This is a genomic window from Profundibacterium mesophilum KAUST100406-0324, from assembly GCF_009835145.1.
Classification (GTDB): domain Bacteria; phylum Pseudomonadota; class Alphaproteobacteria; order Rhodobacterales; family Rhodobacteraceae; genus Profundibacterium; species Profundibacterium mesophilum.
Window position 1 is genome coordinate 128,160 of sequence record NZ_APKE01000033.1, and the last position, 16,848, is coordinate 145,007.

Sequence of the window (16,848 nt, forward strand, 5' to 3'; positions counted from 1 at the left end):
CGATGCGGGCGAGCCGAATGCGGGCGCACCGGCGCGGGCGGCGGGCCAGGGCGCGCCGGACCGGCGCGATGGCGCCGGGGGATGATCGGTCCGAGGACATATCTCGACTGGAACGCCACGGCGCCGCTCCGCCCGGAGGCGCGCGCGGCAATGCTCGAGGCGCTCGAGCTGACGGGCAATCCCTCCTCGGTCCATGCCGAGGGCCGTGCCGCGCGCTCTCTTGTCGAGCGCGCGCGCCGGCAACTCGCCGAGGCCTTCGGCGCATCGGGCGGCGATATCGTCTTCACCTCCGGCGCGACGGAGGCGGCGGCGCTGGCCTGCGGGGGGCGGGGGCTGCTCTGCGCCCCGGTCGAGCATGAGGCGGTCGCCGCATGGTGCCGCCCCGAGCTTGGCGTCGCCGCCGATGGCGCGGTCGGGATCGACGATCCTGCGGGGTCCGCCTTGCAACTGGCCAATTCCGAGACGGGCGTCGTGCAGGATATTCCCGACGGGCTCAAGGTTTGCGATGCAACGCAGGGGTTCGGCAAGATCCCCTTCGCCTTCGATTGGAGCGGCGTGTGCATGGCGCTGCTTTCTGCACACAAGATCGGCGGCCCCAAGGGGATCGGCGCGCTCGTCGTCAAGCGCGGAACCGAGATCGCGCCGGCGATCCGGGGCGGCGGGCAGGAGATGGGCCGCCGGGCCGGGACCGAGAACATCGCCGCGATCGCCGGTTTCGGTGCCGCGGCAGAGGCGGCCTCGCGCGATCTGGCCGCCGGGGTCTGGGACAGGGTGGCCGAGATTAGAAATATTCTAGAAAGCGCCTTGGTGTCCGGATCAAAAGAGACTATTTTTATCGGGAATGAGGCGCGCCGTCTCCCCGGCACATCATGCTTCGCATCCCCCGGTTGGAAGGGCGAGACGCAGGTGATGCAGATGGATCTTGCGGGGTTCGCCGTCTCGGCGGGGTCCGCCTGTTCGAGCGGAAAGGTTCGCGAGAGCGCCGTCCTGCGGGCCATGGGGCATGCATCGCAGGTCGCCAGTTCTGCCATCAGGGTCTCGATCGGACCCGGGACGAGTGAAGAAGACGTATTGCGCTTCGCCGAAAGCTGGGCGAAGGCCGAACGGAAATACCGGGCGCGTGCCGCCTGAGAGGAGAATGAAGATGAGTGCTGCCGATCAGATCGACGTGAAGGAAGGTGTTGACCAGGAGACCGTTGACGCGGTCGCTCAGCTGTCTGGCAAGTACAAGCACGGCTGGAACACCGATATCGAGATGGATTTCGCGCCCAAGGGCCTGAACGAGGACATTGTGCGCCTGATCTCCTCGAAGAACGGCGAGCCGGACTGGATGACCGACTGGCGTCTTGCCGCGTTCCGGCGCTGGCAGCAGATGGACGAGCCGGACTGGTCGATGCTGCGCTATGATGCCGTGGACTACCAGGAGCAGTATTACTACGCCAAGCCCAAGAGCATGGCCGAGAAGCCCAAGAGCCTCGACGAGGTCGATCCCAAGCTGCTCGAGACCTATTCCAAGCTCGGCATTCCGCTCAAGGAGCAGATGATCCTCGCCGGTGTCGAAGGGGCCGACGCGGCGCCCGCCGATGCCAAGCCCGGCCGCAAGGTCGCGGTCGATGCGGTGTTCGATTCGGTCTCCGTCGGTACCACCTTCAAGGACGAGCTGGCCAAGGCGGGCGTGATCTTCTGTTCGATCTCCGAGGCGATCCGCGAGCATCCCGAGCTCGTGCGCAAGTATCTCGGCTCGGTCGTTCCGGCGAGCGACAACTATTTCGCGACGCTGAACTCGGCCGTCTTCTCGGACGGCTCCTTCGTCTACGTGCCGAAGGGCGTGCGCTGCCCGATGGAGCTGAGCACCTATTTCCGCATCAATGCCGAGAATACCGGCCAGTTCGAGCGCACGCTCATAATCTGCGACGACCAGGCCTATGTCAGCTATCTCGAAGGGTGCACGGCGCCGATGCGCGACACCAACCAGCTGCACGCGGCGGTGGTCGAGATCGTGGCGCTCGAGGATGCCGAGGTGAAGTATTCTACCGTGCAGAACTGGTATCCCGGCGACGAGAACGGCAAGGGCGGCATCTACAACTTCGTGACCAAGCGCGCCGATTGCCGGGGCGACCGCTCCAAGGTGAGCTGGACTCAGGTGGAGACGGGCAGCGCGCTGACCTGGAAATACCCCTCCTGCATCCTGCGCGGCGATGACAGTCAGGGCGAGTTCTATTCCATCGCGATCACCAACAACTGGCAGCAGGCCGATACGGGCACCAAGATGGTGCACCTGGGCAAGCGCACCAAGTCGCGCATCGTGTCCAAGGGCATCAGCGCGGGCCATGCGCAGAACACCTATCGCGGGCTCGTCTCGATGCATCCCAAGGCCAAGGACAGCCGCAACTACACGCAATGCGACAGCCTTCTGATCGGCGGTGAGTGCGGGGCGCACACGGTGCCCTATATTGAGGTGAAGAACAATTCGAGCCGCGTCGAGCACGAGGCGACCACATCCAAGGTCGATGACGACCAGCTCTTCTATTGCCGCCAGCGCGGCATGGACGAGGAAGAGGCCGTGGCGCTCGTCGTGAACGGGTTCTGCCGCGAAGTGCTGCAGGCCCTGCCGATGGAATTCGCGATGGAGGCGCAGCAACTCGTCGCCATCAGCCTCGAAGGGTCGGTTGGATGAGCGGACTCGATCGCGTCAAGATGCCCGAGAACCGGCGCTGGATCCTCAGCGTCGTGGCAGCGGTCGTGTTCATCATGTGCATGATGCTGTCGGCCTCTTGGTGGGTCGGCGCGCCGATCTCGCATCTCGTGATCGCCGCGGTCGTGTCCCTCGCGATCGGCCTTTTCGTCGGCATGATCGCGGCGCGGCGCGGTCGCAAGCGCCGCTGAGAACGAGCGCCGGGGCGTCCCGGCACCATTTGAACATACGGGCACGCCGGTCGTGCCGCGTGAAGTTTCGGAGACGATAGATGTTGGAAATCAAGAACCTGCACGTGAAGCTTGAAGAAGAGGATAAGCAGATCCTCAAGGGTGTCGACCTGAAGGTCGAGGCCGGCAAGGTGCATGCGATCATGGGCCCCAACGGCTCTGGCAAGTCGACGCTGAGCTACGTGCTTTCGGGGCGCGACGGCTACGAGGTGACGGATGGCTCCGCCGAGCTCGATGGTGCCGAGATCCTCGAGCTCGATCCCGAGGAGCGCGCCGCGGCCGGTCTCTTCCTCGCGTTCCAGTATCCCGTCGAGATCCCGGGTGTCGGCAACATGACCTTCCTGCGCACCGCCGTGAACGCACAGCGCAAGGCGCGCGGCGAGGAAGAGCTCAGCTCTGGCGAATTCCTCAAGGTCGTCCGTGAGAAGGCCAAGTCCCTCAAGATCGACGCGGACATGCTCAAGCGTCCGGTCAATGTCGGCTTCTCCGGCGGCGAGAAGAAGCGCAACGAGATCCTGCAGATGGCGATGCTCGAGCCGCGCATGTGCATTCTCGACGAGACCGATAGCGGGCTCGACGTGGACGCGATGAAGCTTGTCGCCGATGGCGTGAACGCGCTGCGCGACGAGGGCCGCGCGTTTCTGGTGATCACCCATTACCAGCGGCTTCTCGATCATATCAAACCCGATGTCGTGCACATCATGGCCGATGGCCGCATCGTCAAGACCGGTGGTCCCGAGCTTGCGCTCGAGGTCGAGAAGAACGGCTATTCCGACATCCTGAACGAGGTGGCGTGATGGGTCTGCCCAAGATCAAGCAGGACGCGACCGAAGCGCGCCTGTCGGCGCTTGACCTGCCGGGCGGCGAAGGCTGGACGCGTGCCGCGCGCGAGGATGCGCTGTCGCGTCTGCAGGCCGCTGGCCTTCCGCACAAGCGTGACGAATACTGGCGCTATACCGATCCGCGCAGCCTCGTCGAAGCGGAGCCGCCGATGGCCGAGGCGCTGCCCGAAGGGGACGAGGGCCCGATCTTCGGTGCGCATGAGCGGCTCAGGATCGTCTTCAACGATGGCCAGTTCGATGCCGACGCCTCCGACGATCTGTCGCTCGAGGGGATCGAGATCGAACGCTTGTCGCAGGCCGCCGGTGCCGACCTGCACTGGGCCCGGGATCTCTATGGCACGCTCGAGACGCGCGGGCAGACGCCCGTTGCCCGGCCGCTCGCCACGCTGAACACGGCCTTCGCGCAAGATGGTATCCTGATCCGTGTCACGGGCCGGCCCAGCAAACCGGTATCCCTGATTTACAACCACATCTCGGATAGTTCCGACGTGTTCCTGCATCATTGTGTGAAGGTCGAGAGCGGCGCCGAGCTGACCTTGCTCGAGAATGGGGCGGCCGCCGCGCGGCTCAACACCGTTCTCGAGGTCGAGATCGCCGATACGGGCAAATTCCACCACGTGCGCGCGCAGGGCCGCGATCACGCGCGGCGCGCGGCGACGGCGATCTTCACGCGGCTTGGCCGGGAAAGTGTCTTCAAATCCTTCACCCTGACGGTGAACGGGGCGCTGACGCGCAATGAATGCGTGATCGAGTTGACCGGCGACGATGCCGTGGCCCATGTTGCGGGTGCCTGCGTCGGCGATGGTGATTTTCATCACGACGACACCGTCTTCATCACGCATGATGCGCAGAACTGCGAAAGCCGGCAGGTTTTCAAGAAGGTGCTGCGCAACGGTGCCACGGGCGTTTTCCGAGGCAAGATCCTTGTGAAGAAGGACGCGCAGAAGACCGATGGCTACCAGATCAGCCAGTCGCTTCTGCTCGATGGTGACAGCCAGTTCCTGGCAAAGCCAGAGCTTGAGATCTACGCCGATGACGTGGCCTGCTCGCATGGATCGACCTCCGGTGCGATCGACGAGGATGCCCTCTTCTACCTGCGGTCCCGCGGCGTGCCCGAACCGCTGGCGCAGGACCTGCTGGTTCTCTCGTTCCTTGCCGAAGCTTTGGCGGAAATCGATGACGAGACCATCGCCGAGGACCTGATCGCCCGGCTCGAGGGCTGGCTGGCCCGCCGGCGCGGCTGATGGCGCTGACGACCGATATCCTGCGCAGCTATGTGCGGCCGGCCGAGGTGCTGCGCCGGCGGATGGCGGGAAGCGGCGAGGACCGCGCGCTGGTCACGGTGATGCTGGCCTGCGGCCTCATCTTCGTGGCGCAATGGCCGCGCCTGTCCCGCGAGGCGTTCCTGAGCGGTCAGGAGATGGAGATGCTGGTCGGCGGTGCTCTGCTGGGCTGGTTGTTTCTCGCCCCGCTCGCGCTCTATGCCATCGCCGCCATCTCCCACCTGGCCGCGCGCCTGATGGGAGGGGCGGGAAGCTTCTTCGAGGCCCGGATGGCGCTTTTCTGGGCACTTCTCGCCGCGGCGCCCCTGTGGCTCCTCTGGGGGCTCGTCGCGGGGCTGGTGGGGCCGGGTCCGGGGCTCGACATGCTCGGCATCGTCGCGCTTCTGGCTTTCTTGTGGATCTGGCTCGCCGGCCTGTGGTCGGTCGAAACCTCGCGGGTGGTGAGCAATTGATGGCGGGCATTGGGCTTTCCGATCTCGGGTCCCTGGTGGGCGACACGCTGCGCGCTCCGCGCGAGACATTCGCCCGTCTGTCCGCTTGGCGCCTCTCCGTGCCGGTCCTGTCACAGGCCCTGCTGCTGGTGGTCGTACTGTCGGTGCTCCTGGCGGAATTGTCGAACCTGATGGTGTCCTACCTGCACCCGCCCGGTGTGGGGGTGATGCTGCTCAGCCCGATGTTCTTCGGGGCGCTGCAACTGGCGCTTCTGGTGGGAATGCTTTTCGCGATCCTGCTGGTCGGGCGCGCCCTCGGCGGACACGGGGACCTGGCAGGCTCCATCCTTCTGGTGAGCTGGCTTCAGTTCATCATGGTTTGCGTGCAGCTCGTCCAGAGTGCCGCGCTTCTCCTGGTGCCCTCGCTGGCCTGGGCGATCGGGGTCGGGGGGCTGGTGCTCTTCTTGTGGCTGCTGACCAACTTCATCGCCGAGTTGCACGGCTTCACCGCGCTTGGCCGGGTCTTCGCGATGATCCTGTTCACGATGCTCGGTGTCGCACTCGGTCTTTCCTTCGTGCTGGCCCTTTTCGGGGTCACCGTTCCGGCCTAGGAGCCATTTCCATGTACGATGTCGACGCGATCCGCCGCGATTTTCCGATCCTTGCGCGCGAGGTGAACGGCAAGCCGCTCGTCTATCTCGACAATGGCGCCTCGGCCCAGAAGCCCCGCGCCGTGCTCGACGCGATCCAGCGCGGATATGGCGAGGAATACGCCAATGTGCACAGGGGGCTGCATTTCCTCAGCAACCTGTCCACGGAACGCTATGAAAGCGTGCGCGGCACGGTCGCGCGCTTCCTCGGAGCGGGCTCCGCCGACGAGATCGTGATGACCACCGGCACCACGCAGGCGATCAACATGATCGCCTATGGCTGGGCGATGCCGCGAATGGAGGCGGGCGACGAGATCATTCTGTCGGTGATGGAACACCATGCCAATATCGTGCCCTGGCATTTCCTGCGCGAACGGCAGGGGATCGTGATCCGCTGGGTGGATGTCGAGCCGGATGGATCGCTCGATCCCGAGGCGGTCCTGGCGGCCATCACCCCGCGCACCAAGCTCATCGCGGTCACGCATATGTCCAACGTCCTCGGCACCCTGGTCGATGCCAAGGCGATCTGCGACGGGGCCCATGCGCAGGGCGTGCCGGTCCTCGTGGACGGAAGCCAGGGCGCGGTGCATGGCGCGGTCGACGTGGCGCGGATGGGCTGCGATTTCTACCCGATCACCGGTCACAAGCTCTATGGCCCCTCCGGGTCGGGCGCGATCTACATCAAGAAGGAGCGGATGGCCGAGATGCGCCCCTTCATGGGCGGCGGAGACATGATCCGCGAAGTGCGCAAGGATACGGTGCTCTACAACGATCCACCCATGATGTTCGAGGCCGGCACGCCCGGCATCGTGCCGCAGATCGGGCTCGGCGTCGCGCTCGACTACATGATGGATATTGGGATGGACCGGATCGCCGCGCATGAGGCGGACCTGCGCGACTACGCGGCCGGACGTCTGGGCGCACTCGACTGGCTGCGGCTGCAGGGGACGGCGCCCGAAAAAGGCGCCATCTTCTCCTTCACGCTCGAGGGGTCGGCCCATGCCCATGACATCTCCACCGTGCTCGACAAGAAGGGCGTCGCGGTGCGGGCGGGGCAGCATTGCACCGGCCCGCTCATGGAGTTTCTCGGGCTGACCGCGACCTGCCGTGCGAGCTTCGGGATGTACAACACCCGCGCCGAGGTCGATGTCCTGATCGACGCGCTGGAGCTTTGCCACGATCTCTTCGCCTGAACACGGGTTTTCGCCCGTGGCGGGGTGGGAGCGCCAGCTTTCTCGTTGCAGCGCTCCGCCCGCCCGGGTATAGACCGGCCAACGCACCTGTAGCTCAGCTGGATAGAGCGCTGCCCTCCGAAGGCAGAGGCCAGAGGTTCGAATCCTCTCAGGTGCGCCAAATCCTCATATTGTTACTCTTCATGCGACGGCCCGCCGGGCGGCGTCCGTGCGATGGCGTGTGGTCAGGCGCTTTCCGGGCCCTTGGGCAGGTCCCCGATGTCGAGGAGCGGCGCCAGATCCGTCGCCGGCGCGTCCAGCATCGTGGCCACCCGCTCGAGCACCGCGACGATCATTGCCTGTTCCCAATCCTCGAGCGCTTCGAACTGGGCGACATATTTCTGTTGTAGCGGGTCCGGCGCATCTGCGACGGCGGCGCGGCCGGCATCGGTAATTGTCACGTTGGTCTGGCGGCGGTCGATCTCGGACGGCTGCCGGATGACCATGCCCTTCGCCTTCAGCCTGTCGATGAGGGCGGTGATCGTCGCCTGCGAGACGCGCATCCGCGTCGAGATCGTCTTCGGCGTCGCGTGGCCGGCCTCGGCGACGATCTGCAGGACCCTGACCTGGACCGCCGTCAACCCGGCCTGCCGCGCAAGCTCGCGCCCATACATTTCCGTGGAGCGCAGGATCCGACGGATGGCGATCAGGCTGGTATCGGTTCGGTCCATGGGGCGTTCTCCGGGAGGATATGCTTCGTCGTTCACTCCGCCATGCGGCCGGGTCAAGCGAAACCCGCCGCACCAGTCCGGCGAGTTCGCAAGCCAAGGGGGCAGGGGTGTTTCGCCATACAAAGCAATCGCTTCCCCGGTCAAGACGCTTTCAAGCATGCAAAGTGAAAATATAAGGGTTGATTGCTGACAGATAGTCAACTATTTAGCCTTGCTAAGCAAAGCAAAAAGGGCAGAGACAGATGAGCGAAGCAACAAATATCCGTGCACCGAAGATCACCCTGCGCCAACCCAACGGCGAGGATGGATCCGATGTGTGGGAATTGATTCGCAAATGTCGCCCGCTCGACGAGAACTCGATGTACTGCAACCTGATCCAGTGCGACCATTTCGGCGAGACCTGCGTTCTGGCCGAGATCGACGGCCGGATCGGTGGTTGGATTTCCGCCTACCTGCTGCCCGGCGACGACGAGACGCTCTTTGTCTGGCAGGTTGCCGTCGACGAGATCGCCCGTGGGCAGGGGCTGGGGCGCAAGATGCTCCTGTCGCTGCTGGAGCGTGACGTCTGCGCCAATGTGCAACGCATTCAGACTACGATCACCAAGGATAACGAGGCATCTTGGGCGCTGTTCGGCAGTTTCGCCGACCGCACCGATGCCGATCTTGAAAGCGAAGCGCATTTCAAGCGCGACGTTCATTTCGACGGGGCCCACGCGACCGAACACATGGTCACGATTACCCTCCCGGAGGTGATGAGCGCGGCCGCCTGAGCCGCAATCTCCCTTCTCAACAGATCTAGAAATCGAGGTACTGTCATGTCGACTGCCAAGTCAGCCGAACCGAAAATCTTTGCCCGCCGCGAATCCGAGGCCCGCAGCTATTGCCGCGCCTTCGACACGGTCTTCACCAAGGCGTGCAATGCCACGATGATCGACGCCGAAGGGCGCGAGTATACCGATTTTCTCGCCGGATGCTCCTCGCTCAACTACGGCCATAACGATCCCGACATGAAGACCGCGCTGATCGAGCATATCGCCGGGGACGGCATCGCGCATGGGCTCGACATGTTCACCGACACCAAGCAGGCCTTCCTCGAAACTTTCGAGAGCCTGATCCTCGAGCCGCGCGGCCTGCCGCACAAGCTGATGATGACCGGACCGACGGGCACCAATGCCGTTGAGGCGGCGCTGAAACTGGCGCGCAAGGTGACGGGGCGCACCGAGGTCGTGGCCTTCACCAACGGCTTTCACGGAATGACGCTCGGCGCGCTGGCCGCGACGGGCAACCAGGGCAAGCGCGGCGGCGCAGGCGGTATCATCCTGCCGGGCGTGACGCGGATGCCCTACGAGGATGCGCTCGGCGAGGGCGCCGATCCGCTCGATTTTCTCGAGACGATGCTCGACAATCCGTCCAGCGGCATCGAGGCCCCGGCGGCTTTCCTGATCGAGCTGATCCAGGGAGAGGGCGGCCTGACCGCGGCCAGCCCCGCATTCGTGCGCCGTCTGGCATCCATCGCGAAAGCGCATGGATCGCTGCTGATCGTCGACGACATCCAGGCCGGCATCGGTCGCTGCGGCAGCTTCTTCAGCTTCGAGGAGATGGGTGTCGAGCCCGACATGGTGACGCTTGCCAAATCCTTCTCGGGCTTCGGCCTGCCTTTTGCCGGGCTGCTGCTGCGCCCCGAGCATGACATCTGGAAGCCGGCCGAGCATAACGGCACCTTCCGCGGCAACACCCATGCCTTCGTTACCGCGCGGATCGCGCTCGAGAAATTCTGGGCCGACGGGCAGTTCCAAGCGGAGATCGCGGAGAAATCCGCCCTGCTGACCGAGCGGCTCGGGCGGATCGCCGGAATGATCCCCGGGGCGAAGCTCAAGGGGCGCGGCATGATGCAGGGCGTCGATGTCGGTGGCGGAGAGCTGGCCGGTGCGATCTGCGCCGAATGCTTTGCCAACGGGCTCATCATCGAGACCTCCGGCGCGCATGACGAGGTAGTCAAGGTGCTTGCGCCGCTGACCATTCCGCGCGCGCAGTTCGAGGCCGGTCTCGACACGCTCGAAGCGGCGGCACGCCACTGCGCCCCCACCAACAACACGTCCATTGCTGCGGAGTAACAGATATGATTGTACGCGATTTCAACGAACTGAAGGGCACCGACAAGTCGGTTTCCGACGCGCAGTGGACCTCCGTGCGGATGCTTCTGGCCGATGACGGGATGGGGTTCTCCTTCCACATCACCACGCTGCAGGCCGGCTCCGAGCATACGTTCCATTACAAGAACCATTTCGAGAGCGTCTATTGCATGTCCGGCCGCGGTTCGATCACCGACCTGGCCACCGGCAAGACGCATGAGATCAAGCCCGGTGTGATGTATGCGCTCAACGAGCACGACCATCATACCCTCCGGGCCGACGAGGAGCTGGTCATGGCATGTTGCTTCAACCCGCCCGTAACCGGGACCGAGGTGCACCGTGCCGATGGCAGCTACGCGGCTGCCGATGCTTGAACCCGTCACCGTCCAGTTCAGGGGAGAGGGCATGAGCGACCACTCCAAGCTGACCGTCGAGAAGATCGGCGGCACCTCGATGTCGCGGATCCGCGACCTGGTCGACACGCTGTTCCTTGGCGGAGAGCGTGCGGCCGATCCCTATCACCGGCTCTTCGTGGTCTCCGCTTTCGGGGGGATCACGGATCTGCTGCTCGAGCACAAGAAATCCGGCAAGCCCGGTGTCTACGCACTCTTTGCCAGCGCGGAGAGCGATCATGCCTGGTCAGACGCGCTCAGCCGGGTGAGCGAGGCGATGTGTGTGGCCCATGCCGAGGTGCTCGAGAGTGCCGCCAATCGCCAGCTTGCCGACGGCTTCGTGCGCGAGCGGATCGAGGGCGCGCGCAATTGCCTGATCGACCTGCAGCGGATCTGCTCCTACGGGCATTTCAGGCTGTCGCAGCACATGGCGATCATCCGCGAGCTGCTCTCCGGCTTGGGCGAGGCGCATTCGGCCTATGTGACCGCCTTGCTGCTCAGCCAGCATGGCATCAACAGCCGCTTCATCGACCTGTCGGGCTGGCGGGACGATCGCGAATGCTCCTTGCGCGAACGCATCGTGGATGGCCTTGCCGGGATCGACTTCTCGGCGGAAATGCCGATCGTCACCGGCTATGCGCAATGCGTCGAGGGCTTGATGCGTGAGTTCGACCGCGGATATTCCGAGGTCACCTTCAGCCAGATCGCGGCGATCATGGGCGCGCGGGAGGCGGTGATCCACAAGGAGTTCCACCTCTCCTCGGCCGACCCCAAGCTGGTGGGCGCCGAGAATGTGCGCAAGCTCGGCCATACCAATTACGACGTGGCCGATCAGCTTTCCAACATGGGCATGGAGGCGATCCATCCCAAGGCGGCGAAGGCGCTGCGCCAGGCGGATGTGCCGCTGCGCGTCACCAACGCCTTCGAGCCGGACGATCCCGGCACGCTGATCGACGACAAGCCGGCCGCCTCACCCGGCGCCGAGATCGTCACCGGCCTCGATGTCTACGCTTTGGAGCTCTTCGAGCAGGACATGGTCGGGGTAAAGGGCTATGACAGCGCCATTCTCGACATGCTGGCCCGTCACAGGGTGCGCATCGTCTCCAAGACGTCGAACGCCAATACGATCGTCCATTACGTCGATGCCCCCCTGAAGGCGATCCGGCGGGTGGAGCGCGATCTGCGCGAGACCTACCCGCAGGCTGAGCTGTCGGTGCGCGCAATGTCGATCGCCTCGGTGATCGGGCGCGACCTGTCGGGGCTGCGCGTGCTCTCCAGCGGCCTCGCGGCGCTCGAGGATGCCGGGTTGAACCCGATCGCCGGCCAGCAGACGACCCGCAGCGTCGATGTGCAGTTCATGGTGCCGCGCGATGCGCTCGACGCGGCGATCGGACTGCTGCACGACCGCTGCATCGGGCGCGCGGGTGGCGTCCAGGCCGCCGCCTGAGATGACCTGAGCCGCGCCGGCAGGGCGCAGACGCGATACATGACGGGGCGCGGGACCAGAGGGGTCTGCGCCCCGTTGCCTGTCGGGGGCTAATGCCAAGTCCTGCGGGTTTGGCGAGCGGCTCCAATCACTTCGAGCGGGCCAATTCGGCAGGCGCGGCGCCATTGATCGCGTAGGCGGAACATTCCACGCGAATGCCATATCTCCGCCTTCGGATCGCGCCGATCCGTCATCCTTTGAGCATATCCCACCGTCAGTGTCCGGACATCCGGCAGCACCGATAAGGAGGCTCGATGACCGATTACTCTCAGCACGACCCAGTTCCGAATCGGCTGGGCGCGATCGCTCCCTTCGCCTGGGGTGCGGGCTCGCCGCACGGTTATTCCGATGCGCCCGCGGACGGCATGGTGCGGCGCCGCCTGAGCGCGCTGACATCGCGTGGCGGGGCAATGTTCAGAGCGCTGCGGCAGGCCTGCACACAGGATCTGGGATATCGCGACGCCGCCGAGGGGCTTTCGGCGATGACGCAGATCCCGCTCGACGGCGAGATGGCGCCGCGCGGGCCGCGATCGCGGCAAGACTGACCTCGGGGAGAACGGCGGTTCCGCGCCTTATCTCACGCTTCCATGCGCCGCGCGGCCGCGTCCCAGCCGGCCGGGCAGGGATCGCAGCGCGGCCTTGAGCTTGGCGCGGCCCAGATGTGCGATCGCAAGGCCGAGCGCGATCAGGACGAAGCCCGCCAGAATGCGCAGCGTGACCTGCTCGCCCAGGACCATCGCCCCCAGGATGATCGCGAAAACGGGGGTAATGTAGTTGGTCAGGCCCATGAAGGTCGGGCCGGCGGAGCGGATCACCAGGATGCCCAGCATGTTCGAGCCGGCGGTCGAGATCACGGCCAGCGCCATGACCGCGCCGAGGGCCGAAGCGGGCGGCATGTCCGGGCTGCCTTGCGTGATGAGAGCAGCGGGAACGATGATGCTCGCCCCAGTCAGCAGCATGACCGTCACGAGGCCGACGGGATTCACCTGTGGAAGGCGGCGCACGATGATCGAGCTCGTCGCGTAGCATGACGCGGCCGCGAAACAGGCAAGCTGTCCCAGAAGCTCGAGCCCGCTTCCCGCCGCCGAGAGGGTGCCGGGCCCGATCAACACTAGGACGCCGGCGAATCCCGCGATCAATCCCCAGCTCTTGCGCTGGGTCAGTTGCTCGCCGCGCACGGTGAAATGTGCGAGGGGCGCGACCATGAGCGCGCTCGATGCCATCGCCACCGCGGCGAAGCCAGAGGTGACATGCTGCTGTCCCCAGCTGATGAGGGAGAAGGGGATCACGGTGCTCAGCAGGCTGATCGCAAGCAGGTGGATCAGGGTCATGCGCCGCGGGGATTGCGCAAAAAGGCGGAACCCCTGCAGGGCCCAGATCGCGGCCATGACGAGGCCACCGAAGAGGATGCGCAGCCCTGCAAGCCAGAGCGGCGCAAGCCCGGTGAGGGCGATCTCCACCGCCATGAAGGTCCCGCCGCCGATCAGGCCCAGAGCGAGCAGACAGAACCAATCGCGCCGCTGCGCCTGTAAACCTGCAACCATTGCCCGCTCTCCTGCCACTCGCAATCCGGCCCCCGCACCCCGAGACTGCGGTTGCCATTTACCGGCACCGGATCGAAGGGAGCGCGGTGACACACGAGACGTGCGAGGGCCATGCGCCGGCTCCGGGATCGATCCGATGTATACTTGCCTCTTTAACCCGTAATTAATCGGTTTGCGCCACTTTTATGCCGGAAATCGGGTCCGATTGGGTTTATGGTGCAAGCAAGTCGCTGGCGCGTTCTACGGCACGGCTTTGTCACGATCATGCCCTTCTGGGCAAGCACGCCATACTGGACCGAACATGGGAGAAGTTCCGATGAAACGTTTCCTCGCGATTGCAGCAATGACTTGTAGCCTGGGGGCGCCGATCGGCGCTGCGGCGCAGACGGTCCTGAGTGTTGTGGACGGTGAAGAGGTCATCGCCGAGTTCGACCGTGACGCCCTCTCGCAGCTCGAGACGATCGAAGTTGTCACGGATAACGACTACGTCTCCGAAGTTACCCGTTTTACCGGTCCCCTGCTGCGCGACATGTTCACCGATCCGCCGCTCGATCGCGACGACGAGCTGCATCTGACGGCGCTGAACGACTATACCGTGGTCATCCCCGCATCCGACGCGATTGACTACGATGTGATTCTCGCGACCCATATCGACGGCAAGCCGATGTCCGTTCGCTCGAAGGGTCCGATCTGGGTCATCTATCCGATGAGTGATCACTCCGAACTGTCCGAGGCCTCCTATAACGACCGGCTGATCTGGCAGCTCGCGAAGGTGACGCGCAAGTGATACGACTGGCATTCCGCTTCCGTTGGGTGGGGGCGGCCTTGGTGCTCTTCGTTCTGACGATCACCGCGCTCAGCCTGTCGACACTCCAATCGCGTCTGGTGGACATACGCACCGGCGAGCGGAGCAAATCGTCCTGGATCGTCGGGCAGCTCGAATTCGAATTCCTGCGCTTCGAGAATGCTCTCGCCGCGTATATCGCGGGCGATGCCGATCCCGATGAGGTCAAGCTGCGCTTCGATATTCTTTGGAGCCGGCTGAACATCCTGTCTGCCGGCACGGTCGCGGATCGGATGGCAGCGATGCAGGTGGATCGCGCGCCGCTCGAGGCGGTGGGTGAGTTGCTGCGCGAGCAGGAGGCGCGTGTCATGGCGCTCGAAGGACCGGCGGACGAAGAGGCGCGGGACATCCTGCGCGCCTTCTCGGTGCTCGAAGGGGCCCTGCACACGCTCTCCCTCGCCACCGTGGAGGCCTCGTCGGAGGAGGCGGTGCGCACCAGGGCCAACCTGCTGCGAATATCGAACATCACGCTGGTGCTGAGCGCCTGCGCGGTCGGGGCGCTCGTGCTTCTTGCCGGCATTTTCTTCATGGACGCGCGTCAGCAGCGGCAGATGTATAACGAGAATGTCGAGCTGTTGGTGAAGTCCCGCGCCGCGGCGGAGGCGAAGGCGCAATTCGTCTCGGTGGTCAACCATGAGCTGCGCACGCCCCTCACATCGATCTCCGGCTCGCTGAGCCTTCTGCGCGGCGGGGCGGTCGGCTCGCTCGAGGCACCGGCGCGCAAGCTGGTCGAGATCGCCTATTCCAACTGCAGCCGGCTGGCCGCGCTGATCAATGATCTGCTCGATCTCGACAAGATCGAGGCGGGACGGGTCACGATCGAGCGGCGCAAGTGTGATCTCACCGCGCTGGTTCGCGAGGCCATCCAGGCCAATGCGACCTATGCGGTGAACGAGCAGGTCAGCCTCATCGAAACGGACATTGCCGAGGACGTGCATGTCAACGGTGATCCGGGGCGGCTCATGCAGGTGCTCAACAATCTGCTGTCGAACGCTGCAAAGTATTCCGACCATGGCGGCGAGGTGCACGTCTCGCTGCGGCGGCACGGTGACAAGGCGCGGATCGAGGTTCGTGATTTCGGGCTGGGCATTCCCGAGGAATACCAGACACGCATCTTCGACAAGTTCCAGCAGGTGGATTCCTCCGATCACCGCGCACGCGGCGGCACTGGCCTGGGTCTTTGCATCGCGAAGGGTATCGTGGAGAGCCATGGCGGACGGCTTGGCCTGCAAAGCGAGGTATCGAAGGGCTCGCTTTTCACCGTCGAGCTCGATCTGGAGGATGTGAACGCACCCGAGCAGATCAGGGCGGAGGACACGCGCGCGGCCTGACACCATCTCGCCGGACCGCGCCGGGGCAAAGCCTCGGCTGCGGCCGTTTCGCGATCAGCCGGTCATTGCGGTCGCGGCTGGTTCATCCTCCGCCTGCCGCGTGGCACCGCGATAGCGGCCCTCGCTGATGCCCTCGAGGAGGACTGCGATCTCACGCCGCATAGCGTCCGGAACGCCGAGGCGCCGCCATTCGTCCTGCAAGGCTTCGCGCTCCAGCATGACGAGCGTCTCGACATCGGCCACCCGCGGCCGGTTCAGTCCCGTTAGATGATCAAGAAGACGGTGGGAATGGATGATGGTCGGACGGGCATCAAGCGGTTCCCAGGCATCGAGCAGCGTCACCCGGCGAAGATTGAATTCCGGTGGCAGAACGTAGAAGCGGATGTCCGACGACCAGAGCAGGTCCTTCAGGGCGATCTGATCACGCTGATGCGCGCGTGTTCGGTAACTTTCCGCCCATTTATCGAAGAAATCGAGCATCGGCGCCGATTTTCGATAGAGGACGACACCGGAATTGAGCTGCGGGAAGGCATATGGCGTCGTCTCCGTGTCGCCTTCCTGGATCAGTGCGGATGCCCGGCGCACATCATGGGCCATGGCCAGCTCGAAGCGATCGAGAAGGAAGAAGAGATCGCCAAGAGGTGCGATCACCAGCGTATCGCAATCGAGGAACAGGGTTCTGTCGAACCGGCTGAGCGGCATGCAGTCGAGCTTCGCGCGCTTGTGGTTTCGCGGGACGGGATGGACCTGGTCGAACGCGTCGAGACCGGGCGCGTCGGGCTGGTCTGTGAAGAGGTCCGCTGCGATGCCGGGATTGCTGCGCTTGAGGGAACTGACCGAGGCGCGCGCAAGATTTCGGTAATCGTCGCCGGTGGCAACGTAGATGACGCCTGTGCTATGGGACATGGACTCGCTCGTTAAGGCCGGTTCGACCGTGCGGCTTTCGCGGCGCGGTTCTGGTTGTCGGGGTGCTTTCGGCTCAGCCTGTGTGGAAGAGCGTGTCGAAGAGGCGCGGATCGAGGGTCGATGCGGCGAATGTCGGCCCCTCGGTGAGGATCGAGACGGCATCGTGGCTGTGCAGGCTT

18 protein-coding genes and 1 tRNA gene are annotated in these 16,848 nt (G+C 64.6%); 16 read left to right on the forward strand and 3 right to left on the reverse strand.

Features of this window, described 5'->3' with window-relative positions; translation table 11 throughout:
- Window positions 1-81: 81 nt before the first annotated feature.
- From PMES_RS13550 to PMES_RS13590, 9 genes are all read left to right on the forward strand, one after another.
- Window positions 82-1,131, forward strand: a complete 1,050-nt coding sequence (locus tag PMES_RS13550) for a cysteine desulfurase family protein (RefSeq protein ID WP_159966255.1) — start codon at window positions 82-84, stop codon at window positions 1,129-1,131.
- Window positions 1,132-1,144: 13 nt separating this feature from the next.
- Window positions 1,145-2,677 carry a Fe-S cluster assembly protein SufB gene (gene sufB / locus PMES_RS13555; protein WP_159966256.1) on the forward strand — a complete coding sequence of 511 codons (1,533 nt, stop codon included), beginning with the start codon at window positions 1,145-1,147 and terminating at the stop codon, window positions 2,675-2,677.
- Window positions 2,674-2,886, forward strand: a complete 213-nt coding sequence (locus tag PMES_RS13560; RefSeq protein ID WP_159966257.1) for a hypothetical protein — start codon at window positions 2,674-2,676, stop codon at window positions 2,884-2,886. Before sufB ends, PMES_RS13560 begins: the two co-directional genes overlap by 4 nt.
- An 80-nt stretch (window positions 2,887-2,966) precedes the next feature.
- The gene (sufC, locus tag PMES_RS13565) at window positions 2,967-3,722 is read left to right on the forward strand and encodes a Fe-S cluster assembly ATPase SufC (protein ID WP_159966258.1); all 756 of its coding nucleotides are present in this window, start codon (window positions 2,967-2,969) and stop codon (window positions 3,720-3,722) included.
- A complete protein-coding gene (gene sufD, locus PMES_RS13570; protein WP_159966259.1) occupies window positions 3,722-5,011 on the forward strand; it encodes a Fe-S cluster assembly protein SufD in 1,290 nt (429 codons plus the stop codon). Before sufC ends, sufD begins: the two co-directional genes overlap by 1 nt.
- Complete coding sequence (locus PMES_RS13575; RefSeq protein ID WP_159966260.1) at window positions 5,011-5,502, forward strand: YIP1 family protein; 492 nt, start codon at window positions 5,011-5,013, stop codon at window positions 5,500-5,502. Before sufD ends, PMES_RS13575 begins: the two co-directional genes overlap by 1 nt.
- Window positions 5,502-6,092 (forward strand): Yip1 family protein, encoded by a 591-nt coding sequence (locus PMES_RS13580; RefSeq protein ID WP_159966261.1) that lies wholly within the window; start codon window positions 5,502-5,504, stop codon window positions 6,090-6,092. The genes PMES_RS13575 and PMES_RS13580 overlap by 1 nt, the downstream gene beginning before the upstream one ends.
- 11 nt (window positions 6,093-6,103) lie before the next feature.
- A complete protein-coding gene (locus tag PMES_RS13585; protein ID WP_159966262.1) occupies window positions 6,104-7,324 on the forward strand; it encodes a cysteine desulfurase in 1,221 nt (406 codons plus the stop codon).
- A gap of 83 nt (window positions 7,325-7,407) precedes the next feature.
- Window positions 7,408-7,484 (forward strand) — tRNA-Arg (locus tag PMES_RS13590).
- 64 nt (window positions 7,485-7,548) lie between these two features.
- Here the strand turns inward: PMES_RS13590 and PMES_RS13595 are convergent.
- Window positions 7,549-8,034: a MarR family winged helix-turn-helix transcriptional regulator gene (locus PMES_RS13595; protein WP_159966263.1), complete on the reverse strand. Its 486-nt coding sequence runs from the start codon at window positions 8,032-8,034 to the stop codon at window positions 7,549-7,551.
- 242 nt (window positions 8,035-8,276) lie between these two features.
- On the opposite strand from PMES_RS13595, the gene ectA reads away from it, so the two are divergent.
- The 5 genes from ectA to PMES_RS13620 all read left to right on the forward strand — a co-directional run bounded on the left by ectA (window position 8,277) and on the right by PMES_RS13620 (window position 12,589).
- Window positions 8,277-8,804 (forward strand): diaminobutyrate acetyltransferase, encoded by a 528-nt coding sequence (gene ectA / locus PMES_RS13600; RefSeq protein ID WP_159966264.1) that lies wholly within the window; start codon window positions 8,277-8,279, stop codon window positions 8,802-8,804.
- 45 nt (window positions 8,805-8,849) lie between these two features.
- Window positions 8,850-10,148, forward strand: a complete 1,299-nt coding sequence (ectB, locus tag PMES_RS13605) for a diaminobutyrate--2-oxoglutarate transaminase (RefSeq protein WP_159966265.1) — start codon at window positions 8,850-8,852, stop codon at window positions 10,146-10,148.
- A gap of 5 nt (window positions 10,149-10,153) precedes the next feature.
- Window positions 10,154-10,540 carry an ectoine synthase gene (locus tag PMES_RS13610; RefSeq protein ID WP_159966266.1) on the forward strand — a complete coding sequence of 129 codons (387 nt, stop codon included), beginning with the start codon at window positions 10,154-10,156 and terminating at the stop codon, window positions 10,538-10,540.
- Between the two features lie 31 nt (window positions 10,541-10,571).
- Window positions 10,572-12,005, forward strand: coding sequence for an aspartate kinase (locus tag PMES_RS13615; protein ID WP_159966286.1), 1,434 nt, complete (start codon window positions 10,572-10,574; stop codon window positions 12,003-12,005).
- Window positions 12,006-12,298: 293 nt separating this feature from the next.
- On the forward strand, window positions 12,299-12,589 hold the full coding sequence (locus PMES_RS13620; protein WP_159966267.1) for a hypothetical protein: 291 nt from the start codon (window positions 12,299-12,301) through the stop codon (window positions 12,587-12,589).
- Window positions 12,590-12,616: 27 nt separating this feature from the next.
- Here the strand turns inward: PMES_RS13620 and PMES_RS13625 are convergent, their stop codons facing one another.
- Entirely contained in the window at window positions 12,617-13,588 is a 972-nt protein-coding gene (locus PMES_RS13625) for a DMT family transporter (RefSeq protein WP_159966268.1), read from the reverse strand.
- Window positions 13,589-13,904: 316 nt separating this feature from the next.
- Here PMES_RS13625 and PMES_RS13630 point away from each other — a divergent pair, with 316 nt between their 5' ends.
- Together PMES_RS13630 and PMES_RS13635 are read left to right on the forward strand one after the other, a co-directional pair.
- A complete protein-coding gene (locus PMES_RS13630; protein WP_159966269.1) occupies window positions 13,905-14,375 on the forward strand; it encodes a putative pterin-binding protein in 471 nt (156 codons plus the stop codon).
- The gene (locus PMES_RS13635; RefSeq protein ID WP_159966270.1) at window positions 14,372-15,763 is read left to right on the forward strand and encodes a sensor histidine kinase; all 1,392 of its coding nucleotides are present in this window, start codon (window positions 14,372-14,374) and stop codon (window positions 15,761-15,763) included. Before PMES_RS13630 ends, PMES_RS13635 begins: the two co-directional genes overlap by 4 nt.
- Window positions 15,764-15,817: 54 nt before the next feature.
- Here PMES_RS13635 and PMES_RS13640 read toward each other — a convergent pair whose 3' ends face one another.
- Window positions 15,818-16,669: a putative nucleotide-diphospho-sugar transferase gene (locus PMES_RS13640; protein ID WP_159966271.1), complete on the reverse strand. Its 852-nt coding sequence runs from the start codon at window positions 16,667-16,669 to the stop codon at window positions 15,818-15,820.
- Window positions 16,670-16,848 lie beyond the last annotated feature (179 nt).